Source organism: Streptomyces sp. NBC_01445 (assembly GCF_035918235.1).
Classification (GTDB): Bacteria; Actinomycetota; Actinomycetes; order Streptomycetales; family Streptomycetaceae; genus Streptomyces.
The window spans coordinates 312,733-339,604 of record NZ_CP109485.1; the positions used below are offsets into that span (position 1 = coordinate 312,733).

Genomic DNA, 26,872 nt, shown 5'->3' on the forward strand with positions numbered 1-26,872 from the left:
CGGAAGGCCCTGTGTCCACTCCGCGCCCGCGATCTCGGGCGTGCCAGAGCCGAGCCGCACGCTGCGGCGGTCCGCGCCCCCGCGCTGCCGCCTTGGCAGGGCTCCGAGGCCGTGAAACGCTCTCTTTATGGCATATCTGTCCCGCGTCTGCACACCGATCTCGAACGGGTGAGCCCGGCTGCCTGTCGGGAGTCCCCCCGGATCCACGCTCCCGTTCGGGAGTAAGGAACAGCCATGACGACGACCGAGCATGCTCACGACCGCGACGACCACAGTGACCCCACCTTGTACCGCACTCCGGCGGACGCCGTCGCCGCGCCCCCGGAGAAACTCGCCTACGTCGTCGGTTTCGACCCCACCGCACAGCGCGCGGACGCGTTGTTCACCGTCGGCACCGACCCCGAATCCCCCGCATACGGCCGCGTGATCTCCCACGCCGAGCTGCCCGACCTGGGCAACGAACTGCACCACTTCGGCTGGAACGCCTGCTCGAGCGCGCTGGCGCATGCCGGTCATCATCACGCTGCGCGGCGCTACCTCATCGTCCCGGGACTGCGCTCCTCCCGGCTGCACGTCTTCGACACCAGCCCCGATCCCGCTCGCCCGCGCCTGGTCAAGGTGATCGAGCCCGAGGAGTTGGCCGCCAAGGCCGGATATTCGCGTCCGCACACGCTTCACTGCGGCCCAGACGGGATGTTCCTGTCCTGCCTGGGGGGCGCGGACGGTGCGGACGGGCCTGGCGGCGTCGCGCTGCTGGACCACGAAAGCTTCGAAGTGCTGCGCGCCTGGGAGAGCGATCGCGGACCGCAACAGCTCGCCTACGACGTCTGGTGGCATCTGCGCCAGAACATCGCCGTGACCAGCGAGTGGGGGAGCCCCTCGATGATCGAGGACGGCCTCGTCCCCGAACTGCTGCTGGGTCGCCAGTACGGCCACTCGCTGCACTTCTGGGAGCTGGACTCCGGCCGGCACCTGCAGCGCGTCGATCTGGGGAATGAGAACCAGATGGTGCTGGAGCTGCGTCCCGCGCACGACCCCGAGGCGACGTGGGGGTTCACAGACACCGTGGTCAACGTGGAGGACCTGTCGGCGTCGGTGTGGCTGTGGAACCGGGAGGGCGAGGACTTCGTGGTCCGCAAGGTGATCACCGTCCCTGCCGAGCCCGCGCAAACGCAGGACCTGCCCCCGGCGCTGCAGCCGTTCGGCGCGGTGCCCCCGTTGATCACCGACATCGACCTGTCGGTGGACGACCAGTGGCTGTACGTATCCGCATGGGGAACCGGCGAGCTGCTCCAGTACGACGTGAGCGACCCGTTCCATCCGAGGCAGACCGCGTCCGTGCGTCTTGGCGGCATCACCGGCCGACAGCCGCATCCCGCCGAGCCGGAAAATCCGCTGACCGGCGGAGCGCAGATGGTCGAGCTCAGCCGCGACGGGCGGCGCGTGTACCTGACGAACTCCTTGTACGCCGCCTGGGACGCGCAGATCTATCCCGCGGGCATCGACCCGTGGATGGTCAAACTCGACGCCGACACCTTGCACGGCGGGCTCTCCATCGACAGCCGCTTCTTCCCACACGGCCCGGACTTCCTGGGCTTGCGCGTGCACCAAACGCGCCTGGAAGGCGGCGACGCCTCCTCGGATTCGTACTGCTACCGCCGCTGACCGCTTGTGCTCCGCGAGAGCCGGCGTCGGCGCTCGCGGCGGTTGCTGCCGCGGTGGCGAGGCCTCTGCCTGTCATGCCGGCTCCCGGGCGTTCCGGGCGGCAAAAACACGGACAGCCTCCACGACACCGGGCCACGCCGATCTCAGGCGTGGCCGCCCCCTGGCATCGCCCGCCCGGAATAGCGCAGCCTGCACAGTGAGTGTCCACACCTGAGCCCGGACACTGCATCGCCGTCATTTCTCACGAACATCCCAGAGCCCTTGGATCGCCAGTCGATGGCCACGCCGTGGTCCTTGGCTGCGACCACTCCGGGCAGGAGGTCCCCGTCACCGGTTGCCCCAGCTCGCGCACCCGACCCCAGTATCTGTCCGCCGCCGGCACGGGCGGCCGATCATCATGGGGCCGTCGAGGACGGCACTCGTCCACTCCTGTTGCCCCGTGCTGAGGTGCTGCAGGAGGGGCAAGCGTGCGTCGTCCTCGGGCTCGTCTGCGCTCGAAGACCATCGCAGGGTCGTGGTCGGCGCGGGGCGGGGCGGGGGCGAGGACGGACGGGGTGGGCGTGGCCGTGGCCGCAGGTTCCGGATCGGGAGCAGGACATCCAGGTGTCCGGCGAGTCTGAGGAGGTGGGGCGAACATTCGCCCCACGATGGGCCGACAGGCTCCCACCTGAGCGGGCGGGAGACCTGCTAGCCCAGCTGCACGGAGGCTTCCCGCGCATCCCTGGTCGGCTCGATGGCGAACTCCTGCGCTACGCAGCGCACTTTGGGACGATCGGTAGTCACAACTTGGATCTCAGCGACGACGACCGTGTCAGATTGCGTCGCGGCTTCTGGGACGGGATCGCCCCTGCCAGACCGTAACGATCGCCCCATTTGCGCCACGATCCGCTGGACACTCGACCTTGCTGCATGGCTTCCGTGATCGGCGACAGTGCAGGTCAGCGGACCTTTGGCGGATCCGGGCGGCGAGTCGTGCCGGCCTTGATGTTCACCTGTGCCGCCACTACGCATGGCGAGGGCTTCGCTCTCGCCGCTGCGCCGCCCCGGTCGCCCGGGGCGCACCTAGCCCCAAGGTTGGGGCCAGTAGTACCATCGGTACCATGGCGAACAATCCGAAGGCCCTGAACTTGCGGTTCCCCGACCCGGCGCAGCGCGAAGCAATCGAAACGGCCGCCCGACAGGAAGGGATGAGCCTGCAGGAGTACATCCTCTCCGCCGCCGTTGATAAGGCGACTGCGGTCGAGCGGAAGTTCCTGGCGGCATTCGAGGAGTCCAAGGCCCGCAGCGGCGACGCCTTCCGCGCCGCGTCCGACAGCTTGGACCCGAGCCCTGAGCACCGGACGGCCGAACAACGCGCGCGGCGCGATCTCGATGCCCACGGGCAGGAGCACGCCGCGTGACCCAGCCCGTCCCTGAGCATCCACTCGACGTGACCTTCCTGCTTCACGCCGCCGAGCTCCTCGATGGCGACCCCCAGGTCGACGACTACGGACCTCTGTACGCGGCCGTCGCACGTGTCAATGCGCGCGCCCTGGAGCACGACATCTACGGAACGCTGAACCTGAAGGCGGGCGCACTCCTGCAGACCCTGGCACGGCTCCCTTGCCTCGAGCACTCGAATGCCGCTTTCGCCTGGCACGCCACTGAGGCGTATCTGATCCTCAACGGAAGTCGTCTCGACTACCCCGTCAAGGCTGCGGTCGAACTCGTCCGCGACGCCGCTTCCACGCAGGTGGGCGTGGCAGGCATCGCTCGTCAGCTCCGCGACTGGACCGTCAGCTGATCCCCCATCGCAGAAGGTGCCCAGAGGAGTCCCACTCTCTGGGGTGCAGGAGGCGATAGCAGTGTTGGTGGATGAGGTCCGCTGGGTGGAAGCGTGGCCGCCTCCTCCCGAGTTCAAGGTGCGTCAGGTGTACGGGATCGTCTTCCACCCTGTCAGCGGCACGGTGGTCGTGCAGGACGACAAGGGCCGGTACAACTTGCCCGGCGGGACGCCTGAGCCTGAGGACAACGCGGACCTGGTGGCGACACTGCGCCGAGAGGTGCATGAGGAGAGCCAGCTCGTCCTCTCGGACTGGGCCCCGGTGGGTTATCAGCTGGTGCGCGAGGACGGACAAGCCCCGTACGCCCAGGTCCGATACTCGGCTCTGCTGGACAAGGCGGATCCGATCACGCCGGACCCGTGCACGGATCGCGCCTACGGGCGGGTGCTGGTGTCACCGGTGTATGCGGCCGAGTTGCTGGGCTGGGGCGAGCGCGGCGCGGCGCAGCTTGCCGCTGTCTCCCGCGTGGCCGCCGAGCGGTGGGGCCTGACCACTGCCGCGGCGGGCACCGCACGGCAGGAGCTGTCTTACTGATCCCCTCGCCGATACGGCTTTCGCCCGCGCCTGCAATACCTGCAGACCAGTGACCACCGAACCCGCGTTCCAGCGCAGCGCCGCGAAGCCGTAGGCGAAGTGCACGACCGGTCTTCCAACCCCCGCTGCCAGCGGTATCGACGGACTGCTGCCCTAGCTGACGGGTCAGACAGGGCAAGGAACTCCACGCTTTGCCGTTGACACGACGTCAGTCTGGCTCAGATCTTCTGGCCAGCCGGCTTGAGGCGAAGGGCGGAGATGAGGAAGAAGACGCCGCCGAGGAAGGCGTAGCCGGCGAGATTGGTGAGAGTAGCGCCGTCCTTGCCGCCCTGGGCAACAAAGGATGCGCCAGCGACGGTGGAGATGGCGCCGCTCGCGATCATCGCCCACTGCCCGCCCATCTGACGCCGGACAGAGCCCACGATGAGCTGAGTGATGCCTGCGGTGATGGCCCAAACACCCCAGACCTGCAGGACGGCAGAGATACCAGACGCGACAGCGACGGCCAGGGCAATGCCGGTGAGAGTACTGAGTGCAATGTTCACGTACAGCCGCCTCCTCACCGCGCTGTCGTCCGCCCGGGCTGACCGCACGTCGGCGACCGCACAGGACGCGTCGAACAGGGGGTAGAGCACCAGGAGCGTCACGCTGAGCGGGCTCAGCGTGTCGGCCGTCGCGAACAGTAGGGCGGCCCAGACCGCGGCGAACGCGAAGCGCAGGAGGTACAGCTTGCGCAGGGCAACCGTGACGCTGGTGGGGGTGGTGGGAGCGGTGCCGTCAACGAAGGTGTCCATGGCGAATCCTGCTTCTGTGAGTACTGGTCCCGGGTAGGGCAGTTCCGACCTTCACGTCCGAGGGAGAACGTTCGGTCTCTTGTTATGATTGGAGGCTCGCCTCCACCTGTCAAGACCGAACGTTCTCCCTCGCGATTGATAGGGTGGAGGCCATGAGCCGGAGTACAAAAAGTGGCGGCCCCTCCGAGGCCCGGTCGAGGTTGCTCAGCACAGCGATCAAAATCTTCTACACGGAGGGGATCCACTCCGTCGGCATCGACCGGATCATCGAAGAAGCTCAGGTGACCCGGGCCACGCTGTACCGGCACTTCTCAGGCAAGGAAGACCTCGTCCTTGCCTACCTCGACCAGGCCGACCAAGGCATCAGGGCACAGATGTCGGCTGCCCAGGAAGGCAATCAATCCGCAAGCGACAAAGTGCACGCCGTCAGCCGTTCCATCGCCGAAGGCATCCAGTCCACAGGCTTCCGCGGCTGCGCCTTCCTCAATGCAGCGGCCGAGTATCCCGATCCCACGCACCCCATCCACCAGGCCGTCCTCGCACACCGACAGTGGTTCCTGGACACCGTCACAAACCTGCTGGCGCAGATCGGTGACGCACCTGCCGAGGCAGCAGGTCGGCACTTCGCCATGCTCCGAGACGGAGCCATGGCCGCCGGCTGCCTCTTCGACCCCAAGCTGATTACCGAGACCTTCCTGCACGGCGTCGAAGGGATTGTGCAGGCGCGCTCCGCAGCCGACTCATTGCATTGAGGCCGCCCACGATCTGCGCTGGGAGTCGCGCGTTGACGCGACATGCTGGGCAGGCCTGTTGGCCCGTCCGGCCAGGCAGGCGCTAACCCTCAGTGGGGGTGCACGAGCAGTAATGCCGTTGCGGCTCAGGGCTGGGCTCAATAGCGTGCAGGACGTGGCTTGATTCTCCGCACCGTCGACGTGTTCGGCGGTCAACGCATTCATCCCGCGGCCGTCGGTAGCCGGCCGCGGCTCGTTTGACTTGCCTCGGAGATCCCACACATGCACCAGGACAACGTGCCCGACCGCACCGATGCGCGCACCGCCCGGACCGTTCTGTGCGAGGCCAACCACGCACACGACACGCGGTTCCAGCTGGTCCACCGATTCGATGACGGAGTCCAGTCAGGCGCCTGGCGCCTGATCGACACAACCGGCCGGCAGGCGGTACTCAAATGGAGCCCTAACCGCGATTGGGCCCCGCAGATCGAGCGTGCCGCAGGGAGGGTGGCGAAGATCCGCGCCGCCGGGTACCCGACCCCGGCATGGCTCGCCGTCGGCACCAGCGAGGATGGCCTCGGCTACCAGATTCAGGAACTCGTGCCCGGTCGTATCCGGAGTCAAGTGACCGCGTGCGAGGCCCAGTTGCTCATCGACGTCCTGGAGATGCACGCCGGTCTCGACCCTGACCCACAACGGTGCTGGTCGCAGATCGTGACAGCTCGCATGGCTGACGAAGCCGCAGAGCTACGGAACACGAGATGGATGATCTCGGGATAGTCGGCGGCGTGCCAACGGGGGTCTGCAGGCGCAGTGATCCAGTCGTCCACCTGCAGCAGGCGTAGCCTGCGTTCGCGGCTGGACGGGCGCAGCCCGTTGCTGAGGCACGCACGCCACGGGTTCGAGCAGTGCTCATAGCAGGCGTCCAGCCGGGCGGGCCCATGCCGACGCAGAAGGCGCCGGTGCCGGTGGAACGCCTGGATGACGCCGGGCACGGGCCGCAGGTCGGCTTGCAGGAGGAAGGCGTTGCCCGGGTGGCCGAGCCACCGGTGGTGGCGCAGGCAGACCTGGTCGTGGAACGTCGACCTCCAGGCGAGCAGGCTGGAGTCTGGCTGTCCTGTGCGTCGAGCGACGCAGAGGCGGCAGGGTCGCCCGGACACCATCGCTGGGTGGAGTGGATGTGGGGCGCCGTCGAGAAGAGGGATGGCCTGCAGCAGTGATTCCCGGGGCTGCCCGCTGACCGTGCTCAAGTACGCGACGAAATCGCGGTGGGGTGGGAGCCATGTGCTGGGGGACGTGAGCATGTTGGCGCTGACGCCGTTGGTCCAGGCGAGGCGTCGAAGGCGCCTCGCGGACCAGATCTGACGCACGGTACAGGCTGTCACCGGCGCACCCAGCTTGACGGCTGGGCCCCTCGTGATGCTGAAGGCCGCTGGCAGCCCCCGCGCCGACTGGGTCGCCATTCGCGATCAGCTGCCGAGGGCGTCGTCAAACGCGAAGGGGTTCTTGGCGAGATGCGGGCCGCCTCCGCGATGCGAGTCGAGAGAGTAACGGAGCCACTCCGGGCAACCGCAGATCTGGGGCTGGACTGGACCCAGCCGCCCGCACCGCTGACCTGTGACGAGTGCGGTCACAAGATGCACGCCGCGTATCCCGTAACGAACCGCCGGTTGCGCAGGGAGGCCGGCCTTGCTGCACGAGCAGCACCCGGGCGCCGACTGGACCGTGCGAATGCTGCACGTCCGCGCGAGACCGCGCGGACGTGCCCACCGGTCAGACGTCCTCGACTCCCAGCATCTCTACGGCCTTGCGGGCCTGGTAGAAGTCCTCGTCGGACACCCGCGGGTCGTCCTCCGTGTCGTGGAGCCAGTCCGCCAGGTCCGCGACGGACCACGTCTCGAACTCCTCGGGCACGTCGAGGGTGGTCGTCCTGCGCAGGTGCGCGGCGACAGCGGCGTCCCGGACGCTGCGCGTGCTCACCTCGGTCATGTTCCGCACCGCCTTCCGGTGTCATCGGGGATCGGACAGGCGACCTTGCCAGACAGAATCCGTACTGTCCAAAACGTCTGCGCGAGGCTGAAGCGGGCTGGCAGGTCTACGACCAGCTTGACTACTTCCTGCTGTACGGGTCCTTCGAGACCGACCGGAACCTGGGCACCTTCTACAAGGGCTGCGGATACACCGCGCACGTCCCCGGCGAGGGATTCCTTCTCGAGCGGATCGAGTTCCCTTCGGAGTTCATGCCGGCCCCGACCCATGCGTGTTCACCCGCTGAAGGCTGCCCCGCTGAGCGGCCGTGGGCTTTTCACCGCGCTACAGACCTGGCCTCGCCACCGTGGTGACCAGTGCGCGGCGGCCTCATTGGGCACGACATCGCGTGCATGAACATCCGATCCCCGCGGATATGCGAGCGAACCCGGGACCGCAGCGGTCCGGGGCTCGCGGGGTCGAACTCGAGGTGCTCGATGTCCGTGAACCGGACCTCTTCCAGGCTGCCGGCGCGGCGACCGCCGTCCTGGAAGTAGACCTCCCTGAGCGCTTCGGCCGCGATCTCCTGGAGCCGGGCGTCGCTGGCACCGGCCTCTTGGGCTTCGAAGAGGCGGGCGGGGTAGACGGGTGGCAGGGCGACGGTCCAGGTGCCGGATGCGGTCCTGGTCCGTGGACCCGATCGGCGCGGTGTAGCCGAGGCGGGCGCGGGTGTCGATATCGATGACGATGCCGTCCGTGGCCGGTGGCGAGGCCGGCCCCGAACCCCGCGTATGCGGGGTATCGCGTCCAGCAGGGGCATCAGTTGGGTGACGTCGTGGCGGTTTCCGCTGGTCAACGACACGGCCAAGGGGTGGTCTCCCTCGTGGTCGAGCCGACCGGATGCCCGAGCCGGACGAGTTCCCCTGGATCCGTCGGCAGCCCCAGCGCGGATTCTCCTAGACCCACCTCCGGGCAATCAGTCTGCGGTGCCACGCCCGCATCGTCGCGGGCGCCACCGGGAACACCTGCGCCCAGCGAGGCCAGCCCTGCGAACCACAGCCGATCCGCCAGCTCGTAGCGCACCGGCTTCGTGAGCTACCTGCGCTGCACCGCGTTCTCGTGCCGCAGCACCAGCAATTCCGCGTCCTTGGCCACGTCCCCGCATAGCAGCACCGCCGGAACCGCGAGCAGTTTCCGGGCCACCCGGTACAGCAGTGAAACGATCAACGGACAGGGTTCCAGCAGACAGTGATGCCGCGCCAGACCACCCCGAGCAGTAGCGATAAGTTTCCGAACGGCACAGGATGGGGGCCTCGGTGCCCCTTGACAGCCCCGTCCCGTTCCGCGCAGGATCACTCACGTGAACCTGTCAGACAGCCAGACAGGTGGGTCGGTGCCGCGGCGCGTCAGCGCGATGGAAGCGGTACTCACTCACCTCCGCGGCGCCATCGAGCGCGGCGAGTACGCCATCGGCGACAAGCTCCCCTCCGAGGCGGAGCTCTGCCGCCGCCTCGAAGTCAGCCGACCGGTACTCCGCGAGGCACTGCGGGCCCTGCAGGTGATGGGGCTGACCGTGTCCCGCACCGGCAAGGGCACCTTCGTGGTCGCCAACACGGTCGACGACCCCACCTTCGGGGACTACGCGGCCAGCGACCTCCTCGAAGTGCGCCGCCACGTCGAGATCCCGGTCGCCGGGTACGCGGCGGTGCGGCGCACCCCGGAGAACCTCGACCACCTCACCCACCTCCTGGAGCGGATGGAGCGGGAGACCGATACCACCGCCTGGGTCGCCATGGACACTTTGTTCCACATTGTCGTCGCCGAGGCCTCGCAGAACCCGGTGTTCCGCCGGGTCATCGAGGAGATCCGCGATGCGCTGGGCCGCCAGTCCGCCTTCCTCAACGAACTCGGCGACCGCCGTGAGCAGTCCAACCGCGAGCACCGCGCGATCGTCGAGGCCCTCATGGACGGCAGCGAACACGACGCGGTGGAGGCCATGGCCCACCATCTCGACCGCGTCCAGACCACCCTCACCTCCATCGTGCGCCCCGAGCGCGCGGCCCCACCCGCGGAAGGCGGACCCCAGGCGTGAGCGAGCGATCCCTTCAGCAAGACGCCCTGCGTAGCGAGAAGTCGGCCTCCGGACACGTCGACGCCGGAGACGCGGGCTACAGCAAGTCCCTGAAGTCCCGGCACGTCAACATGATCGCCATCGGCGGTGCCATCGGCACCGGCCTCTTCCTCGGTGCCGGCGGCCGCCTCGCCGACGCCGGACCCTCCCTCTTCGTCGCCTACGCGGTCTGCGGTCTCTTCGCCTTCCTCGTCGTCCGCGCGCTCGGCGAACTCGTCCTGTACCGCCCGTCGTCGGGCGCCTTCGTCTCGTACGCCCGTGAGTTCCTCGGCGAGAAGGGCGCGTACATCGCGGGCTGGATGTACTTCCTGAACTGGGCCACCACCGGCATCGCCGACATCACCGCCGTGGCCGTCTACACCCACTACTGGGGCATGTTCTCCGACATCCCGCAGTGGGTGATCGCGCTCATCGCGCTCGCCGTCGTCCTCACCGTGAACCTCATATCCGTGAAGATGTTCGGCGAACTGGAGTTCTGGTTCGCGATTATCAAGGTGAGCGCGCTCGTCGTCTTCATGCTCATCGGCATCTTCCTGCTGGTCACCCAGCACCCCGTTGACGGCCACAACCCCGGCCCGTCCCTGATCACCGACAACGGCGGCATCTTCCCCAACGGCCTGCTGCCGATGCTGCTGATCGTCCAGGGCGTCGTCTTCGCCTACGCCTCCGTCGAGCTGGTGGGCGTCGCGGCGGGCGAGACCGAGAACCCCGAGAAGATCATGCCCAAGGCGATCAACTCGATCATGTGGCGCGTCGGCCTCTTCTACGTCGGTTCCGTGGTCCTCCTGTCGATGCTGCTGCCCTGGAGCTCGTACAGCGCCGCCCAGAGCCCCTTCGTCACCGTGCTGTCGAACATTGGCATCCCCGCCGCGGGCGGCGTCATGAACCTGGTCGTGCTCACCGCGGCCATGTCGTCCCTCAACTCCGGCCTGTACTCCACCGGCCGCATCCTGCGCTCCATGGCGATGTCCGGCTCGGCACCCAGGTTCACCGGCGTGATGAGCCGCAGTCAGGTCCCCTACGGCGGCATCCTGCTCACCAGCGGCATCTGCGTCATCGGCGTCGGCCTCAACTTCGTCGTCCCCGCCGACGCCTTCGAGATCGTGCTGAACTTCGCGGCGATCGGCATCCTCTCCACCTGGGGCATGATCATGCTCTGTCACCTGATGTTCTGGCAGAAGACCCAGAACGGCGAGCTGACCAGGCCCAGTTATCGCCTGCCCGGCTCGCCGTGGACCGAGATCGTGACGATCGTCTTCCTGGTCTTTGTGCTGGTGCTGATGTACGCCGACGGAGGCGCGGGACGTACGACCGTGCTGTGTCTGCCGCTGATCGCGGCGGCGCTCGTCGCGGGTTGGTACGGGGTGCGCCGCCGGGTGGCGGGGATACGCGACGGAGCGGACGCGTGAACCAGGCAGTGATGTACGAAAGTTCGGTGGCCGAGGCCCCGGTGATCCGGGAACCGCTCCACGCGCCGGTCGCCCACCTCGTCCGCGGCGGTGTCATCGAGGGCATCCACTACGGCTCGGTGGTCGTGCTGGGCGCCGACGGCAGCGTGGACCTTCAGATCGGCGACATCGAGGCCGCCTTCTACCCGCGCTCGGCCCTCAAGCCCGTCCAGGCCGTGGCGATGCTGCGGACCGGGCTGCCGCTGGACGGCGAGCTGCTCGCGCTGACCGCCGCCAGCCACTCCGGCGAGGAGCGGCACCTGGCCGGGACCCGCCGGATCCTGGAGCTGGCCGGTCTATCGGAGGACCAGCTGCGCAATGTCACGGACCTGCCCTTCGACCCGGTCGTCCGGGAGGACTGGGTGCGCGGGGGGCGGCTGCCCTCCCGCCTCGCGCAGAACTGCTCGGGCAAGCACGCGGCCATGCTCTACACGGCGCGGCTCAACGACTGGTCCCTCGACGACTACCTCGACCCGGCCCACTCCCTCCAGCAGGCCATCGCGGAGATCGTCGAGGGCCTCACCGGACAGCGGATCGCCCAGGTGACCGTCGACGGCTGCGGCGCGCCCCTGTTCTCTGTCTCGCTGCACGGCCTCGCCCGCGCCGCCGCCCGCATCGTCACCGCCGCGCCCGGCACCCCCGAGGCCATGGTGGCCGACGCGATGCGCGAGCACCCCGAGATGGCCTCCGGATCGGGGCGGGACGTCTCCGCGCTGATGCGGGCCGTGCCGGGGCTGCTCACCAAGGACGGCTTCGAAGGCGTACAGGTCGCCGCGCTCCCGGACGGCCGAGCCGTCGCCGTGAAGATCGCCGACGGCGCGGACCGGGCACGCGTCCCGGTGGCCGCGGCCGCCCTCGCGCGCTGCGGAGTCGACCCGGCCGCGCTCGCCGAGTTCGCGACCGCCCCGCTCCTCGGCGGCGGCGAGGTGGTCGGCAGCATCCGGCCCGCCCGTGCGCTCGCCCCGCTCACCCACCCCACGTACACCTGATCCACACACCTCCGAAAGAGGCCCGCACAGCCATGACCGCCGCATCCCACCGCAGCGAGCACGACCTGCTCGGCGACCGCGACGTCCCCGCCGAGGCGTACTGGGGCATTCACTCCCTGCGGGCCAAGGAGAACTTCCCCATCACGGGAACGCCGATCTCCGCCTACCCGCACCTGATCGACGCCCTCGCCGCCGTCAAGGAGGCCGCCGCCCGCGCCAACGAGGAACTCGGCCTGCTCGCCCCGGACAAGGCGGCCGCCATCGTCGAGGCCTGCCGCGAGATCCGCGAGGGCAAGCTGCACGACCAGTTCGTCGTCGATGTCATCCAGGGCGGCGCCGGCACCTCGACGAACATGAACGCCAACGAGGTCGTCGCCAACCGGGCGCTGGAGCTGCTGGGCCACGAGAAGGGCCAGTACGAGTTCCTGCACCCCAATGAAGACGTCAACCTGAGCCAGTCGACCAACGACGTTTACCCGACCGCAGTCAAGATAGCGACCGTCTTCGCGGTGCGCGGGTTGCTCAAGGCGATGGCTGTACTGCAGGACGCCTTCGCCGGCAAGGCCGTCACGTTCCGCCACGTGCTCAAGATGGGCCGTACACAGTTGCAGGACGCGGTACCCATGACGCTCGGTCAAGAGTTCTCTGCGTTTGCCGTCATGATTGACGAGGATCGCAGCCGTCTTGACGAGGCAGTCGAGTTGATCCATGAAATCAACCTGGGTGCCACTGCCATCGGCACCGGCCTCAACGCCCCCGCCGGATACGCCGAGGCGGCGCGCCGCCACCTCGCCGACATCACCGGGCTGCCCTTGGTGACCGCCGTGAACCTCGTCGAGGCGACCCAGGACTGCGGCGCCTTCGTCCAGATGTCGGGTGTGCTCAAGCGGATCGCCGTCAAGCTCTCCAAGAGCTGCAACGACCTGCGCCTGCTCTCCTCCGGACCACGCGCGGGCCTCAACGAGATCAACCTTCCGCCGGTGCAGGCTGGTTCGAGCATCATGCCCGGTAAGGTCAACCCGGTGATCCCCGAGGTCGTCAACCAGGTCGCCTTCGAGGTGATCGGCAACGACGTCACCATCACCATGGCGGCCGAGGCGGGACAGCTCCAGCTCAACGCCTTCGAGCCGATCATCCTGCACTCCCTGTCCGAGAGCATCACGCATCTGCGCACCGCCTGCCTGACCCTGGCCGAGCGCTGCGTCGTAGGGATCACCGCCAACACCGAGGGGCTGCGCGCGGCCGTCGAGAACTCCATCGGCCTGGTGACCGCCCTCAATCCGCACATCGGGTACACGGCTGCCACCGACATCGCCAAGGAGGCCCTCGCCACCGGACGCGGCGTCGCCGAACTCGTGCTGGAGAAAGGGCTGTTGCCGGCCGAGCGGCTCGCCGAGCTGCTACGTCCGGAAGTCCTCGCGGGCAGCGGCTCCGCGCACGCCTGAACCACGAACGCGCACCAGGACCGGCCGGGAGGCAAAATAGTGATCACGACGTCGCCGCTGGCCTTCCAGCCGGTCCTCGAACGCATCGCCACCGAGATCGAGCAGACGCCGGGCCGCGGGCGGCCTGCCGACTACATACCGGCGCTCGCCGCCTGCGACCCGCGCCGCTTCGGCATGGCGGTCGCGGAACTCGACGGCACGGTGTACGGCGTTGGGGACTGGCAGCAGCCATTCTCCACGCAGTCGCTTACCAAGGTCTTCACGCTCGCCCTCGTCCTGGCCCGCGAGGGCGACGAGCTGTGGGAGCACGTGGGCCGCGAACCCTCCGGTAACCCGTTCAACTCCCTGGTGCAGCTGGAGTACGAGAACGGCATCCCCCGCAACCCCTTCATCAACGCGGGCGCCCTCGTCGTCACCGACCGCCTGCAGACCCAGACCGGTGACGCGGCCGGCATCCTGCTGGAGTTCCTGCGCGCAGAGAGCGGCAACCCGCAGCTCGCCTTCGACAGGGACGTCGCCTCCTCCGAGGCCGCGCACGGCGACCGAAATGCGGCACTGGGCCACTTCATGGCCTCGTACGGCAACATCGACAACCCGGTGCCCGCGCTGCTGAAACAGTATTTCCGCCAGTGCTCCCTCGAGGCGTCCTGCGCCGATCTCGCGCTCGCCGCCGGGTTCCTTGCCCGGCACGGCATCCGCGCCGACGGCTCCCGGCTGCTCACCCGGAGCCAGGCCAAGCAGGTCAACGCGGTCATGCTCACCTGCGGCACCTATGACGCGGCCGGCGAGTTCGCGTACCGCGTGGGACTGCCCGGCAAGAGCGGCGTCGGCGGTGGCATTGTGGCGGTCGTGCCCGGCCGCTGCACGCTGGCCGTGTGGGGCCCGGGACTCGACAAGCGAGGCAACTCGGTGGCGGGCGTCGCGGCCCTGGACCGCTTCACGACACTGACGGGGCTGTCGGTGTTCTGAGCCCGATCTCTTTGCGAGCCTGGCGTATCGCGGCGTCCGCGTTCGCCAGAGTCCGCCTGTCCTTCGGCATTATCTGCCACCACGCGTGCAGGCAGTTCCACATCGCGCGGGCGGCGTGCGCCTGCTCGTCGGTGAGGAGATTCTCGGCAGGGGACAGTCCCAGTCGGGCACGGTGCCCGAACTGCCGCTTCTACAAACCGAGTTCACTCATGGCGATCAACCTACAGTTGGTCTGTGTCACCTCGATGAAGCCGAACCCCGATGTCAGAGCCGGCGGCCACGTCGTCCACAGTCTGCACGTCCACTTGGTGTTCGTCACCAAATAGCGGCGCAAGGCGTTCACGGACAAAATGCTGAAGCGCTGCGAAGAGATCATGCGGGAGGTGTGCACGGACTTCGAGGCCGAGCTGAAGCAGTTCAACGGCGAGGAGGACCACGGGCACCTGCTCGTGCACTACCCGCCCAAGGTTCAGCTCTCCAAGCTGGTCAACTCCCTCAAAGGCGTCTCCTCCAGGCGTCTGCGCCAGGAGTACGACGCGCACATCCGCCGCCACCTGTGGGGCGGCCACTTCTGGTCCGGCTCCTACTTCGCCGGAAGCTGCGGCGGTGCGCCCCTGACCGTCGTACGCCAATACATCGAGAACCAGAAACGCCCCGCAGGCCGAGGTGAACAGCGCCGGCCCGTGCTCACCTGCGAGTCAGAGCAGTCCTGAGATGGCCTCACCCCCGGCGTAAACGCCGGAGCACTGGCCAAGATCAAAAGGTAGACCAGAACTCGACCGGGTACACCGGCGTCGACTGCGGCCGAGACGTCCCCTTTCCCTTCCCCTCCCCCGCAGCCCGCCCCACTGCCGCGGAATCCGGCGATCACGTCCCCGGGCGCCCGCCGGGAGTGGGACACACCAGGGAAAGCTGACAACACGTCATGGCGTGTCTGGCGGTTCCGCGGACGCCGCGGAGTCGGTGAGATTCTGCGGGTCGGTGGTCACGGGCCCCGCCTCCGTGGTCATAGGACGGACAGGACGAGCCGACGGCCTCTCGGGACACCGCTCAGCAGCTTCTCCAGCCGCTCGGGTACCGGAGGCATCCATAGCCCCTTCCCCGATCCGTGCGGCGCCTCCCGGCGCGTGGACCGCCCGGGTCATCCCGGACGAGATCAGCGGGCAGCCACCACGCACGCCGATGCCGGTCGGCACGGTGCCCGGTCACTTCTGTTTCATGCCCGTATCTGTTTACTTCACCGCACGATCCCCGTAGCATCCCGGGAAACACGCAGCAGTGGACATGAAACGGATGTAAACCCACATCCGTCTTCAGGGATCCAAACCAGCAGTCAGCAGTCAGCAGTCAGCAGTCAGCAGTCAGCAGTCAGAAAGAGGATCAACTAATGCCTCAGCGCACAGTCGTCATCGGTTCGCGTACCGGGCTGCACGCCCGCCCTGCTTCCGTCTTCGTCCGGGCCGCCTCGAAGCAGCCGGTCAAGGTGACGGTGGCCCGCGAGGGGCAGAGCCCGGTCGACGCACGCAGCCTTCTGTCCGTGCTCGCGCTCGCGGTCAAGCACGGCGACTCCGTGGTGCTCGCCGCCGAGGGCGACGGCGCGGATGCCGCGATCGACGAACTGGCCGCGCTCGTCGCCACGGACCTCGACGCCACGGAGTAGCGGTGACGTAAGCGACGGTTGGCATCCCCGCGAACAACCGACAAGGCGGCGGGCTCGGCGTCCACTCCATGAGCTGTGACGCGGGCCCGCCTTCCTGCGGGAGAAGCTCTGCCGCGATGGGTCCGGGCAGCGCGGAGCGCTGTCGATGCCCCCGTCAATCGCCGCTTGGCCACGCGACCAGTGCCAGCTCGGCCACTCGGGACACCTCGTCCGTATCGGCCCCGTCCCGTGCGCGCTGCGAAAATCCCTGCACGATCGTGGCGAAGTAGGACGCCAGAGCCGACGTATCGGTCCCGGCCGGCAGTTCCCCTTCCTCCTCGGCCCGGCCCAGCCGCTCCTCGATAGCAGCGAGACCAGCGTTGCGCACGTCGCGCAGGAACTTCGCGATCTCCTCGTCCTGCACGATGACGTTGGTGGCCGCGCTGATGGCCAGGCAGCCCGCCGGGTGGGACGGATCCGAGTAGACCACCGCCGCCTCGCGCAGGATCCGGGACACGGCCCCGCGAGCCGTCGACTCCTCGGCCAGCGCGCGCCCGGAAGGACCCCACCGGCGAGCGGCCGTACACGTCAACGGCCTCCGTGAAGAGCGCCTTCTTGTCGCCGAAGGCCGCGTACAGGCTGCCCGGACGGATACCCATGGCCTCCGTCAGCTCGCCCAGCGAGGTCGCCTCGAAGCCGCTCCCAGAACAGCCGGATGGCCGCCTCCAGTGCCGCGTCCCTGTCGAACGTGCGCTGAGGAGCGTTCCTGGCTCGAGTCGGCACAGTAGGTCGGGAATGAGCTGCTGTTCGTGGAGTGACAGCGGACCGGTCGCCGCGGCGAACACCGCATGTGTCCCTTTATCACCTGCGGATACCCGCCTGAGCCGTCGGGGTCCCCCACTCGTTCGGGTGGGGCTGCCGGGCCGGAGGGGAGGGTCGGGTCAGTCCCACTGCTCGTCGGCGAGGGAGGCTACCGGTGCGGGCTTGCCGATGACGGCCAGGGCTATGAAGAAGTTGATCTGGCCGATTGCGATGGTCAAGGTGGCCAGGGCCTTCTCGGCGTAGTGTTTGGCCACTTCCGCGTACAGGTCGTCGGTGACCCGTTCCTGGCCATGCGGGGCAGGCTGGAGGGTGGCTTCCACCAGGGACAGCGCCGCGCGCTCGGCGTCGGTGAAGTAGGGGGCGTCCTGCCACGAGGAAACGGCCGTGATGCGCTCCTCGGACACCCCCGCCTTGCGCAGGAATCCGGTGTTCAGGATGGTCAGGTACGTGTTACCGACGATCTGTCCGGCCCGCAGATGTACCAGGCTCATCGTGGTGCGCGGCACCGATCGGTTGCCCGTGGCACGGAACAGGGCGGCGGTGATGTCGTTCAGCTCGGGAACGAACTCGGTCGGGTTCGGCATCCGGGAGATCGGGGTGCTGGTCACGACTGGACTCCTTCATATCGGCCTGTTTGGCGTTCTCACGGCACTGACGGACCAACTCACCTCGATGTGACCGGAGTCCGGAAAATTTCCTCCCGATGCGTTCCGTCCCTGAGCCCTCCCCGGTGTCTCGCCTCGCGCACCCAGAACTTGGTGGCGATACGAGAGCAGAGCCCTGATCCCCGTTCGGTGCGCCCTCGCAGTATCTTCGCGGCCCCAGATCAACTGAGATTCGGCTCGGCTGCGCGTCTCCCCTGACCTGGTCTCCACAGGTCAGGGGCATGGCATGGGACCAGATCCGTTTTGACCTGCATCCGGCGGGTCGGAGCCCGGCCTGTCAAGGACGAGTCGTGACCACGCCGACCAGCCTTGCCGCCGTCGTGCAGGCAGGAGACGTGATCGGCTACGAGGGTCAGTGGCGCAAGGCGCAGGCAATCAAGACGGTGGTGTTGCGAGCTGCTGCTCGCTTCCCCACCTGCCCGCATAGATCGTCCCGGGATCCGGCGGGACTGCGAAGCGCACGAGACCTCGCCCCGGCCTCCCAGGCCCTGCGGGCATACGAGAGCTGCCCGGTGATGTCTCCGGGGGACAAGTGGGTCAATCACGACCTGAACGACTTGTACTTTCTCGCCTGCGCTGCGGGATACGCCGACTATGTCGTCGCGGAGAAGAAGACGGGCCACCTCCTCCAGAACGCCAACAGGGCACTGAGTCAACTACCCGGTCGTGAAACGACCGGGCTTGCTGCTCGAGTCATCACTGGCTGTGATGGGTTCGGCTGCGTCCAGGACTCACGCGATGAGGGTGAGTTCAGGGGCCGTTGACTGAGCCCCGCAGACCCACACCATCCAGCCGCGTTGGCGGATGTTGTGGGACGCGTTGTGGTCCGCGTGCTCAACGAAGCCGCAGACCCGGCACGAGAAAACAGCCTGGGCAGGCCGGTTTCCGCGTTCGATGTGATGACACTGCGAGCATTCCTGGCTGGTGTACGCAGGATTGACATGCACGACCGGCACCCCGGCCCGCTTCGCCTTGTAGACGATGAACGAGCCGAGCTGGGCAAAGGGCCAGGAGTGGAGCGTGGTGCGTTGGGGCTTTCTCAGCCGTACCCGCTCGCGGATGCCCGTGAGTGTCTCCAGGGCGATCCCGCGACCGGTGCGTTCAGCCTCCGCCACGATCCGCTTCGAAATCTTGTGGTTGATGTCCTTGTTCCGCCGGGCTTCCCTGCCCGCGTACCTCTTCGCCCGCCGCTTGGCGGACTTGGTCTGCTTCTTCTGCAGCTTGGACCGCAGGTCGCGGTCCTGTTCCCGCTTGCGGCGGACGCGGCGACCGCAGTGTCGCGCCCCGTCGGAGGTGACCGCGATGTTCACGATCCCCAGATCCACCCCGACAAAGCCGACCGGGTGAGTGTTCGCCGTCGCTTCGTCGATGTCGCAGGTGGCGATCAAGAACCACTTCCCGCCCTGACACACCAGGTCGGACTCACCCCTGCGGTGCGCGGCCAGGACTTCCAGCTGCTCGGCCTGTCCGGTGAACGCCACGTTCTTCAGCCGTCCGGCCGTGCTCCAGATCGATACCGTGCGTGCCTGGTGCTGCCAGGACAGCATCCGGTCGTCGTAAGGCTGCGCAGCCTCGGGCCGGAAGACCACCGGCTTGTCCGAGGCCCGGGCATGACGCCTGGAACCGGGCCGCCCGTACCGGCCGTTACGCAGGTTCGCCTTCAAGGTGGTGTAGGCGTCGCAGGTCTTCTTGATGGCGTGCTGGGCGGCCTGCGCGCCCAGCCTCCACCGCTCCCGGATCTCGGCATAGGTGTGCTTGCGCAACTCCAGCGGACGTCGCGCGTTTTCCTCGAAAGCAACCCCGGCCGCCCAGGTCGCCGCTTGATTGCAAGCATGCAGGGTCGCCTCAAGTGCCGCCGCCTGTACGGGCGTCGGCAGCAGCTTCACCCGCACCACCAGCTTCACGATCAGCGAACCTATACACCTGGACGAAGACCCACCACACGTTCGCCCCGCCTCACCCGAACGAGCGATACCCGCTCCGGCCCTGCCCGCGCACACCGCCGTGGCCCGGCTCCGCCGGAACGCCCCGGGCCGCTCCGCGGCCGTCATGGCCTGCGGCACATCACGGCGACGCTCCGCGTCGCACCCCGTGGATGCGATTCCTCCCGGGCGCGAACGCCCGGGGTTCCTCGCAAGAATCCGCTGAACTAGCGCGTCTTCGGGCTCCGTTGGCTCTGCCGACCGGCCTGCGGCAAGGGCCGACGTCGGCAAGGACGCTCTACGGACACGTGAGATTGAGCGGTGCGACTCTCTCGGCAACCGGCTCCAGATTGGCGCTCGGCGCCGCAAGCATGCCAGTCATTGGCTCAGGGCGCGTAGCCGCGCAGGAGGACTGCGAACGTCTCGTCCGAGCCCTCCTCCATCGTGTCGGCGGGGAGAGCGCCGCTCCGAGCTAGCTCAGGCGGGAAGTTCGGTGATGCTGAGGGCGAAGTCCAAGTTCCCCACGCCGTGGTTGGCGAGGCCCACCGTGACCACGCCCGCTCCTTCCAGCCAGTGCGCCATTGTGAGGCCGCCGACGTCCAGCGGGCGCAGCCCGAGGCTTTCGATGAACGCTTCCACACTTGCCTTGGCCTGCGCATTGTCGCCGGCGATGAAGACGTCGGGCCGGCCCTTCTCCAGGACGTGGCGGAAGATGGTGTTGAACGCCTTCACCACGCTGGCGCTGGCCGGGGCCGCTTTGGCGGCTTCCTGCGCGATCGAGGTCTCCTCGCGGTGGGCTAGCCCGTCGAAGGTGGAGTTGAAGGGGTTGCTGATGTCGACGATGACCTTGCCCGCGAGAGCGTCTCCGTACTGGGCGATGGCCGGCACGACGCCGTCGTACAGCAGGGCCACGATGACGATGTCCCCGGCCGGGGCGGTGCCCCATTCTCCCGTGGTGGCGCCGCCGCCGAGAGCCTTGGCCAGGTCAGTGGCCTTGGAGTGATCGCGGCCCATGACTTCGACGGTGTTGCCGCCCGCTATCGCCCGCGTTCCGATGGTGCGGGCCATGTTCCCGGTGCCGATGATGCTGATGTTGCTCATGAGGTGTCCTGCCCTGGTTGTGGTTGTTCGGTTTAGATGGCAGTGGTGCCGCCGTCGGCGACGAGTTCCATGCCGTTGACGTAGCTGGAGTCGTCGGATGCGAGGAAGAGGGCGGCGGTGGCAATTTCGTCGGGGCGGCCCATCTGGCCGCGGGGTATGAGGGACTCGAACTGGCGCTTGGTGGCCTCGTCGAAGAGTTCTTCCTGCTTGGCTGTGGCGACCTGGCCGGGGGTCAGGACGTTGACGCGGATGCGGCGGTCCTTGAGCTCGTTGAGCCAGACGCGGGCCCAGGCCTGCTGGACGGCCTTGCTGCCGGCGTAGACGCTCCAGCCGGGGAACGCGCCGAGGGAGGCGTTGGAGCCGGTCATGAGGATGGAGCCGCCGTCGTTGAAGAGCGGGAGGGCCTTTTGGACGGTGAACAGGGTGCCGCGGGCGTTGAGGTAGAACGCGGCGTCGAAGTGGGCCTCGGTGATCTCGCCGAGCGGGGCGGGCTCGCCCCCGCCTGCGCTGGCCCACAGCACGTCGAGGCTTCCCTTCTCCCGCTTGACGGTGTCGTACAGGCGGTCCAGGTCGTCCAGGTCGGCGGCGTCGCCCTGGACGCCGGTGACGTTGCGGCCGATCTGCTTCACGGCCTCGTCCAGGGTGTCCTGGCGGCGGCCGGTGATGAAGACGTGCGCTCCCTCGTCGACGAACAGCTTCGCGCCTGCCAGCGCCATGCCGGTGGTGCCGCCGGTGATGACCGCGACCTTGCCGTCGAGCTTTCCCATAGTCATTCCCTTGGGTCGGTGGTGCCGTGTGTACCTGGGGCGACGGTGTTAAGTACACCGTCCTGTGTGCTTACGGTACGGGGCGGGTGGCCGGGGCGCAAACTATGTACACCGGTCGTTACCTAGCTGCGGTACGATGGAGCCATGACGGAGTTGGAGAAGGGCCCCACGGGCCGCCGCCGCGGCCGGGGCGCTCGCGAGCGCATCCTCAGCGCGTCCCAGCAGCTGTTCCGCGAGCAGGGCATCAACGGCACGGGCATGGACCAGCTCTGCGCGGTGGCCGAGGTGTCCAAGCGCACGGCCTACCAGCACTTCACCAGCAAGGACGAACTCGTCGCCGAGTACCTGCGCCGGTTCGACCCCTCCGTTCTGTCCGGCGTGTTCGACCGCACCGACCTCACGCCCCGCGAACGGCTCCTCGCCGCCTTCGACATCCCCCCCACCACCCCCCTGTGCCCCTACATCGGCGCCGCCGTCGAACTCCACGACCCCCAGCACCCCGCATCCCAGTACGCGCGCGACTACAAGAAGGCCGTCGCCGCGCGGCTCGCCGACACCGCCCGCGAAGCCGGCGCCGTCGACCCTGAACGGCTCGGCGAGCAGCTCGCGTTGCTCATCGACGGCGCCGCGGCCCGCACCCGGGTCCTCAACGCCGACGCCTTCCCCACCGCCGCCGCCATCGCCGCCGTCCTCATCGACAACGCCATCCCCGCCACAGTCAGCGATGACCGGCGACGGCAGGAAGTGTCGAGTTGACGTGGCACCTCGCGGCCGGTCTGGGCGCGTGGGCATAGGGAGAACGGTGAAGTCGAGTTACTCCCTGCCGGACGATGTGCATGAGCTTGCCCTGCGCGCGCGTTGGCGCGTCCTGGAGCGGGATCTTGAAGCCCTTGTCTCCGTGATCAGGACAGAGGCTGAGGGTGCCGAGCCCGCAGGCGGGGGCCGGTTGGCGCGACGGGGTGGAGTGGGCACTGCGTTTCATCCAGGAGCAGCGCCGTGAACGGCTGATGGGGCGCTGAACGCCTTCACCCAGTGCATGCCGAGGCACGACGCAGCCACCGAGTCCACCTCGCCCGTTCGGCCCGGACAGATCACTCAGCGCCGTGCGTCGCCGGACGCCAGGAGGCTGGTCAGCTCCGAGACCGCCTCAGGGGAGGGCTTGAAGTAGCGGCGGACGTTCTCCGGCGCCGTGTGCCTCGACTTCGCCCGCCGGTCGGCGAGCCGCACCGACCCTGGGGCGTTCACGAGAGGGGCTGATCAGCAGCGATTCGACTCTTCAAAGATCATTCCCCGTCTGGCCAGTGATCGTTCCCCGCCGGAGAGCGCGATGAGCTGCGGTGGGGATCCCAGCGCGAGGGTCATGTCGGACCCTGGCAATAGCGTGGCCACATGCCCCTTGACGACGATCTAGCCGCCCGAATGGCGGAGCCGGACTTCTGGCCCCTGTATCTCTTCGACGACCAGCCGGCCGGGTTGCGTGTCCAAGACGCCGTCCGGTGCGCGAAAGTCTCGCCGTGATGCCGGAAAGCGGCCCACCGCCGGATGTCACCACCCGGCGGGGGCCGCTCTGTCGTACAGGTGCTCAGCGCCTCACTTGAGGGCGTATGCCCGGGTGATGGTCTGGGTCGTGTGGCTGCCTCCCGCGTCCCAGGCCTCGGTCTTGAGGGTCACGTATCCGTTGGTGTCCGCGAGCTTCGGGTGCCGCAGCAGGGCCTGGAAAGAGTTGCTGTCCTTGCGGAGCACCTTCGCCTCCTTCCAGGTGGCGCCGTCGTCGTACGAGACGGAGACCTTGGCGCCGGCCATCGCGGTGGAGCCGGTCCAGCCCTTGGGGCGACCCGCGTCCACGGTGAAGGTGTACGGCAGTCCGGCCCGTGCCTGGTTGAGCACGTTCAGCGGCAGGTCGTAGTCGAGCAGGATCACGGGCATGGACTCACAGACCTTGGGCGTGGGGATGAACGCCGTGTCGCAGTCCTTGATGGCCATGGTGGTCGGTGCCGCCTGGCTGAAGTTCCACTCCGTGCGCATCTGGCGGCCCAGGGTGACGCCCGGGACGTCGGTGGTCAGCTTCTGGTCGAGGACGTACCGGTAGTCCGCCTTCTCCTGCGCCAGCTGGCCGAAGCCGGTGATCGGCTTCCCGTTGAGGTAGTAACTCCAGGTGCCGGTCAGGCCCGACAGGGTGTGGGTGGGATCGTTGTCGGCACCGTTGCTGCCGGGCAGCTTCTGCCAGACGTCGGTGCGGCAGAACACACACGGCCCGAACTCGTACGGGGACAGGCGCATCGGCGCATCGAACCAGCTCCGGGTGTAGGCCTTGCCCGGGGTGAGGTAGGTGGCGCGCTGACCGTTCATCTGCCAGGTCGAGGAGTTGAAGTTCGCCGACACGCTCGGCTGGTACGTCACCCCGGTGCCCGCGAGGAAGTAGTCGTCGCGGGTGGTGCCCTGGTAGAGGGGCTGGCCGACGGAGCCGGTGCTCACCTGCAGCGGGCCCCAGACGTTCATGTACTCGGCGCCCAGGCGCCGGGCGCCGTCGGAGTGGAACGTGTTGGTGACCTTGGCGAAGTCCTTGACGTCGACGGTCTTGGCCAGGTCGGCGGGGATCCGGTCGTCGGTGAAGTGCGGGTTGTAGGTGTAGCCCGACTCCAGGACGCCCTTCAGGGCGATCCGGACCTTGTGCTTGGCCAGCAAGCCCTTGAGGGTTGCGGCGTTGTCGTACGTGGCGTGGGCGACCGGGATGGTCTGTCCGGCGGGGACGCCGCTTCCGCTCGGCCCGGGGTCGGCAGGGGCCACGATCATTGCGACGGCTCCGGCAGCCGCGGCCCTGGTGGCCTGGTCGTCGGCCTTGCTGACATCGGGCACGGAGACCAGAACGGTCTTGCCCTTGACGTCGGCAGCGGCGAAGTCCTGCTCGGTGCCGGCGCCGAGGTCGACCAGCTCGGTGCGCTTGGTGCCCTCGAAGCGCTTCGCGTTCACCGAGGACTTCAGCGGGATGGTCACGTGCCCGGGGCCCGTCACCTCCAGCTGGACCAGCGGTTCGCGCCGGGCCAGGGAGGTCTCCAGGCGCAGCGCACCGGTGGTGGCGCCGGCACTGGGGATGGCACCTTGCCTGGTGTCCGCGAGGTTGAGCAGGTTTCCGATGCCGGAGAAATTGGCGTGGCCGTTTGCGGTGCCGTCGTCACGGACGATGAACGTGGTCACCTGGCCGTTCTCCAGGGGCCGGTTCTCACCCTTGATCTTCACGCTGAGGTCGGTGGCGGTGGTGCCGTCGACGGTGAAGGTCTGGTCCCGGTCACTCACTTCGATGTTGGGCACGTCGAACAGGTCGGCCGCGTAGGAGACCGCGCCCCCGGCGGGGTCCGCCGAGTAGAGCGAGCCCTCGATGGAGTACTTGCCGAGCGGTACCGACAGGGTGGCGGTGCCGTTGTCGTACAGGGTCTGGCTCTGCCAGACGTTGTTGTCCATCCCGTGCAGGGTGAACTTGAGCGCCTTGGGGGCCTTGCCGAAGCGGTCGGTGACCTTCAGCGTGACATCGTGCTGCTCGACGGAGGTGACGAAGCCGAGCGCGGCGTGCACCGACTCGCCGCTGTCGGAGGTGGCGGTGACGGATCCGCCGTACTGGCCGGTCTTCAGGCCGTTGTTGTCGAGCGTGACGGTGACCTCGGCGGTGCCACCGGCCGGGACGGTGACCCGGCCGTCGGACAGGCCCGCTCCCGACAGCGACAGCGTGCCGGCCGGGACCGCGGTGCCGCTCGCGTCCTTGGCGGCGGCCGTCACGGTCACCACGGTGTCGGTCGCGGCGTCGTTGTGCAGCGTCAGGGTGCGGCTGCGGGTGGGGTAAGTACCCTTCTGCCACGGTATGACGCGGAAGTCGGCGGTGCCGGACAGCTCCAGCGACGGGTCGAGTGCGGCGGGGATGTCGACCCGGCCGTACCCCTGCTGGTAGACGGTCTGGTCGGCAGCGGACTTGGCGTGCGCGGTCAGTGCGTCCTTGATGCGCTGCCCGGTCCAGTCGGGGTGGCGCTGCTTGAGGATCGCAGCGGAGCCGGCCACATGCGGGGTGGCCATCGAGGTGCCGCTGGCGGTGGTGTAGTTGGCATCCACGGGGGTGCCCATGGTGGTGCCGGTCGCGCGGGCGGCGACGATGTCCACGCCCGGGGCGGTGATCTCCGGCTTGATCGCCATGTCGCCGAGGCGCGGGCCGCGGCTGGAGAAGTCGGCGAGCGCGTCGGACTTGTCGACGGCACCGACGGTCAGGGCCGCGTCGGCGGCGCCGGGGGTGCCCAGGGTGCTCTCACCGGGGCCGCTGTTGCCGGCGGCGATGACGAAGAGGGTGCCCGAGGAGGCGCTGAGCGAGTTGACCGCGCTGGTCAGCGGGTCTTCACCGGGGGCGTCGGGACCGCCGAGGCTCATGCTGACGACGTCGGCGCCCTGGTCGACCGCCCAGTCCATGCCGGCCAGGATGCCGGAGTCCAGGCCCTGCCCGCTGTTGGCGAGCACCTTGCCGATGAGCAGGTCGGCGCCGGGGGCGACGCCCTTGTACTTGCCGTCGGAGTTGGCGCCACTGCCCGCGATGGTGGATGCGACGTGGGTGCCGTGACCGTGACCGTCCTGGACCGTCTGGCCGTTGACGAAGCTCTGGCTCTGGACGATCTCGGACTTGATGTCGGCGTTGTTCAGGTCGGCACCGGTGTCCAGCACGGCGACCTTCACGCCCTTGCCGTCGTACCCCTTGGCCCATGCCTGCGGAGCGCCGATCTGCGGCACGCTCTTGTCCAGTGCGGCCTTTACCTTGCCGTCGTACCACAGCTTGGAGACCCCGGCAGTGCCGGGGACCGTGGCGGCCTGGGCGCCTCTGCTGCGTGCCTGGACGGGTTTGACGGCCTGCCAGAAGCCCTTCGCGCTGTGCTTGTCGACATGCACCGCGGACAGCCCCAGTCGGGGCATGACCCGCTCGTTGTCGCTGCCCGGCAGGTCCTCGGTCTTCTGCGTCAGGGCAGCGGCGGTCGGTTTCCCCTGGAAGTCGACGATGGCGGGGACCTCGTCGGTCTTCGCGTCGCCGTACCCGTCCCGGACCATCCGGCTGACGTTGAACAGTTCACGGTCCACCGTGCCCGAGGCGACCGCGGCCGTGGTGTCGTCCGGGTAGACGTACAGGTCGCCGTTCTGTCCGCTGACGGTTTCGAACGTCTTGGACGTCCCCGCCCCGGAGATGACGGAGACCGCCTGCCTGCCGTCGGGCTCGGTGGTCAGCGAGACCGTGTCGCCGGTGATCAGAGTCACCGCCGCCGCCGTCGCCGCCTGCTTCTGCAGCGTCGGGCGGCTGCTCAGGTCGAGAGGCGCCGAGGGTATGGCGGCTGTCGCGGTTCCGAGCTGGCTCGTCAGTGACAGGGCGACTGTCACCGCGATCCCGCTGACGAGGGCGGTGCGCCCCCGTCTGAGACGGGCCTTCTGCATCGGTTGTC

24 protein-coding genes and 4 pseudogenes are annotated in these 26,872 nt (G+C 68.3%); 16 read left to right on the forward strand and 12 right to left on the reverse strand.

The genetic code is table 11. The annotated features are described in order from the left end of the window. Positions 1 to 234: 234 nt before the first annotated feature. From OG574_RS01635 to OG574_RS01650, 4 genes are all read left to right on the forward strand, one after another. Positions 235 to 1,665 carry a selenium-binding protein SBP56-related protein gene (locus tag OG574_RS01635; RefSeq protein WP_326771502.1) on the forward strand — a complete coding sequence of 477 codons (1,431 nt, stop codon included), beginning with the start codon at positions 235 to 237 and terminating at the stop codon, positions 1,663 to 1,665. Positions 1,666 to 2,765: 1,100 nt separating this feature from the next. Then, the gene (locus OG574_RS01640) at positions 2,766 to 3,065 is read left to right on the forward strand and encodes a type II toxin -antitoxin system TacA 1-like antitoxin (protein WP_326771503.1); all 300 of its coding nucleotides are present in this window, start codon (positions 2,766 to 2,768) and stop codon (positions 3,063 to 3,065) included. Continuing rightward, positions 3,062 to 3,448, forward strand: coding sequence for a fic family toxin-antitoxin system, toxin component (locus OG574_RS01645; protein ID WP_100598740.1), 387 nt, complete (start codon positions 3,062 to 3,064; stop codon positions 3,446 to 3,448). Before OG574_RS01640 ends, OG574_RS01645 begins: the two co-directional genes overlap by 4 nt. A gap of 61 nt (positions 3,449 to 3,509) precedes the next feature. Next, positions 3,510 to 4,022: an NUDIX hydrolase gene (locus OG574_RS01650; protein ID WP_326771504.1), complete on the forward strand. Its 513-nt coding sequence runs from the start codon at positions 3,510 to 3,512 to the stop codon at positions 4,020 to 4,022. A gap of 218 nt (positions 4,023 to 4,240) precedes the next feature. On the opposite strand, the gene OG574_RS01655 is transcribed toward OG574_RS01650, so the two are convergent. Further along, positions 4,241 to 4,816 carry a hypothetical protein gene (locus OG574_RS01655; protein WP_326771505.1) on the reverse strand — a complete coding sequence of 192 codons (576 nt, stop codon included), beginning with the start codon at positions 4,814 to 4,816 and terminating at the stop codon, positions 4,241 to 4,243. A 152-nt stretch (positions 4,817 to 4,968) separates the two neighbouring features. On the opposite strand from OG574_RS01655, the gene OG574_RS01660 reads away from it, so the two are divergent. The 3 genes from OG574_RS01660 to OG574_RS01670 all read left to right on the forward strand — a co-directional run bounded on the left by OG574_RS01660 (position 4,969) and on the right by OG574_RS01670 (position 6,767). Next, entirely contained in the window at positions 4,969 to 5,568 is a 600-nt protein-coding gene (locus tag OG574_RS01660; RefSeq protein ID WP_326771506.1) for a TetR/AcrR family transcriptional regulator, read from the forward strand. Between the two features lie 276 nt (positions 5,569 to 5,844). Continuing rightward, positions 5,845 to 6,327, forward strand: a complete 483-nt coding sequence (locus OG574_RS01665) for a phosphotransferase (RefSeq protein ID WP_326771507.1) — start codon at positions 5,845 to 5,847, stop codon at positions 6,325 to 6,327. Between the two features lie 161 nt (positions 6,328 to 6,488). Next, positions 6,489 to 6,767: a hypothetical protein gene (locus OG574_RS01670; protein ID WP_326771508.1), complete on the forward strand. Its 279-nt coding sequence runs from the start codon at positions 6,489 to 6,491 to the stop codon at positions 6,765 to 6,767. A 553-nt stretch (positions 6,768 to 7,320) separates the two neighbouring features. Here the strand turns inward: OG574_RS01670 and OG574_RS01675 are convergent. The 4 genes and pseudogenes from OG574_RS01675 to OG574_RS01690 form a co-directional block, all read right to left on the reverse strand. Further along, a complete protein-coding gene (locus tag OG574_RS01675) occupies positions 7,321 to 7,536 on the reverse strand; it encodes a hypothetical protein (protein WP_326771509.1) in 216 nt (71 codons plus the stop codon). A gap of 457 nt (positions 7,537 to 7,993) precedes the next feature. Next, positions 7,994 to 8,273 (reverse strand): annotated as a pseudogene (gene tpg / locus OG574_RS01680) (telomere-protecting terminal protein Tpg); the annotation flags it as partial. After that, positions 8,270 to 8,371, reverse strand: a pseudogene (locus tag OG574_RS01685) (IS5/IS1182 family transposase); the annotation flags it as partial. The pseudogenes tpg and OG574_RS01685, both read right to left, overlap by 4 nt. Before the next feature lie 239 nt (positions 8,372 to 8,610). Next, complete coding sequence (locus OG574_RS01690) at positions 8,611 to 8,742, reverse strand: hypothetical protein (RefSeq protein ID WP_326771510.1); 132 nt, start codon at positions 8,740 to 8,742, stop codon at positions 8,611 to 8,613. A gap of 187 nt (positions 8,743 to 8,929) precedes the next feature. Between OG574_RS01690 and OG574_RS01695 the strand changes: the two genes are divergently transcribed. The 7 genes and pseudogenes from OG574_RS01695 (at position 8,930) to OG574_RS01730 (ending at position 16,157) form a co-directional block, all read left to right on the forward strand. Continuing rightward, positions 8,930 to 9,607 carry a FadR/GntR family transcriptional regulator gene (locus tag OG574_RS01695; RefSeq protein ID WP_116502170.1) on the forward strand — a complete coding sequence of 226 codons (678 nt, stop codon included), beginning with the start codon at positions 8,930 to 8,932 and terminating at the stop codon, positions 9,605 to 9,607. Then, a complete protein-coding gene (locus OG574_RS01700; protein WP_326771511.1) occupies positions 9,604 to 11,055 on the forward strand; it encodes an amino acid permease in 1,452 nt (483 codons plus the stop codon). The genes OG574_RS01695 and OG574_RS01700 overlap by 4 nt, the downstream gene beginning before the upstream one ends. 11 nt (positions 11,056 to 11,066) lie before the next feature. After that, complete coding sequence (locus tag OG574_RS01705) at positions 11,067 to 12,083, forward strand: asparaginase (protein ID WP_326778324.1); 1,017 nt, start codon at positions 11,067 to 11,069, stop codon at positions 12,081 to 12,083. Positions 12,084 to 12,115: 32 nt separating this feature from the next. Then, on the forward strand, positions 12,116 to 13,528 hold the full coding sequence (gene aspA, locus OG574_RS01710; protein WP_326771512.1) for an aspartate ammonia-lyase: 1,413 nt from the start codon (positions 12,116 to 12,118) through the stop codon (positions 13,526 to 13,528). A gap of 36 nt (positions 13,529 to 13,564) precedes the next feature. Then, positions 13,565 to 14,497: a glutaminase gene (locus tag OG574_RS01715; RefSeq protein WP_326778325.1), complete on the forward strand. Its 933-nt coding sequence runs from the start codon at positions 13,565 to 13,567 to the stop codon at positions 14,495 to 14,497. Between the two features lie 245 nt (positions 14,498 to 14,742). Next, a pseudogene (tnpA, locus tag OG574_RS01725) lies at positions 14,743 to 15,210 on the forward strand (IS200/IS605 family transposase). A gap of 674 nt (positions 15,211 to 15,884) precedes the next feature. Continuing rightward, a complete protein-coding gene (locus OG574_RS01730; protein WP_116501785.1) occupies positions 15,885 to 16,157 on the forward strand; it encodes an HPr family phosphocarrier protein in 273 nt (90 codons plus the stop codon). 154 nt (positions 16,158 to 16,311) lie between these two features. Here OG574_RS01730 and OG574_RS01735 read toward each other — a convergent pair whose 3' ends face one another. Both OG574_RS01735 and OG574_RS01740 read right to left on the reverse strand, forming a co-directional pair. Then, positions 16,312 to 16,653 (reverse strand): TetR family transcriptional regulator C-terminal domain-containing protein, encoded by a 342-nt coding sequence (locus OG574_RS01735; protein ID WP_326771513.1) that lies wholly within the window; start codon positions 16,651 to 16,653, stop codon positions 16,312 to 16,314. Between the two features lie 424 nt (positions 16,654 to 17,077). Continuing rightward, positions 17,078 to 17,542 carry a carboxymuconolactone decarboxylase family protein gene (locus tag OG574_RS01740; RefSeq protein ID WP_398379955.1) on the reverse strand — a complete coding sequence of 155 codons (465 nt, stop codon included), beginning with the start codon at positions 17,540 to 17,542 and terminating at the stop codon, positions 17,078 to 17,080. A 371-nt stretch (positions 17,543 to 17,913) separates the two neighbouring features. Between OG574_RS01740 and OG574_RS01745 the strand changes: the two genes are divergently transcribed. Continuing rightward, positions 17,914 to 18,387, forward strand: a complete 474-nt coding sequence (locus tag OG574_RS01745) for a hypothetical protein (RefSeq protein WP_326771515.1) — start codon at positions 17,914 to 17,916, stop codon at positions 18,385 to 18,387. On the opposite strand, the gene OG574_RS01750 is transcribed toward OG574_RS01745, so the two are convergent. From OG574_RS01750 to OG574_RS01760, 3 genes are all read right to left on the reverse strand, one after another. After that, the gene (locus OG574_RS01750) at positions 18,355 to 19,527 is read right to left on the reverse strand and encodes an RNA-guided endonuclease InsQ/TnpB family protein (protein ID WP_326771516.1); all 1,173 of its coding nucleotides are present in this window, start codon (positions 19,525 to 19,527) and stop codon (positions 18,355 to 18,357) included. The two genes, OG574_RS01745 and OG574_RS01750, sit on opposite strands and share 33 nt — an antisense overlap. A 495-nt stretch (positions 19,528 to 20,022) precedes the next feature. Next, positions 20,023 to 20,646 (reverse strand): NADPH-dependent F420 reductase, encoded by a 624-nt coding sequence (locus tag OG574_RS01755; RefSeq protein ID WP_326771517.1) that lies wholly within the window; start codon positions 20,644 to 20,646, stop codon positions 20,023 to 20,025. A 32-nt stretch (positions 20,647 to 20,678) separates the two neighbouring features. Then, positions 20,679 to 21,413 (reverse strand): SDR family NAD(P)-dependent oxidoreductase, encoded by a 735-nt coding sequence (locus OG574_RS01760; protein WP_326771518.1) that lies wholly within the window; start codon positions 21,411 to 21,413, stop codon positions 20,679 to 20,681. Positions 21,414 to 21,557: 144 nt separating this feature from the next. Between OG574_RS01760 and OG574_RS01765 the strand changes: the two genes are divergently transcribed. Beyond that, the gene (locus tag OG574_RS01765; RefSeq protein WP_326771519.1) at positions 21,558 to 22,169 is read left to right on the forward strand and encodes a TetR/AcrR family transcriptional regulator; all 612 of its coding nucleotides are present in this window, start codon (positions 21,558 to 21,560) and stop codon (positions 22,167 to 22,169) included. Positions 22,170 to 22,508: 339 nt separating this feature from the next. Here OG574_RS01765 and OG574_RS01770 read toward each other — a convergent pair. Both OG574_RS01770 and OG574_RS01775 read right to left on the reverse strand, forming a co-directional pair. Then, a pseudogene (locus OG574_RS01770) lies at positions 22,509 to 22,619 on the reverse strand (site-specific integrase); the annotation flags it as partial. Between the two features lie 384 nt (positions 22,620 to 23,003). After that, the gene (locus tag OG574_RS01775) at positions 23,004 to 26,864 is read right to left on the reverse strand and encodes a S8 family peptidase (protein WP_326771520.1); all 3,861 of its coding nucleotides are present in this window, start codon (positions 26,862 to 26,864) and stop codon (positions 23,004 to 23,006) included. Positions 26,865 to 26,872: the final 8 nt, after the last annotated feature.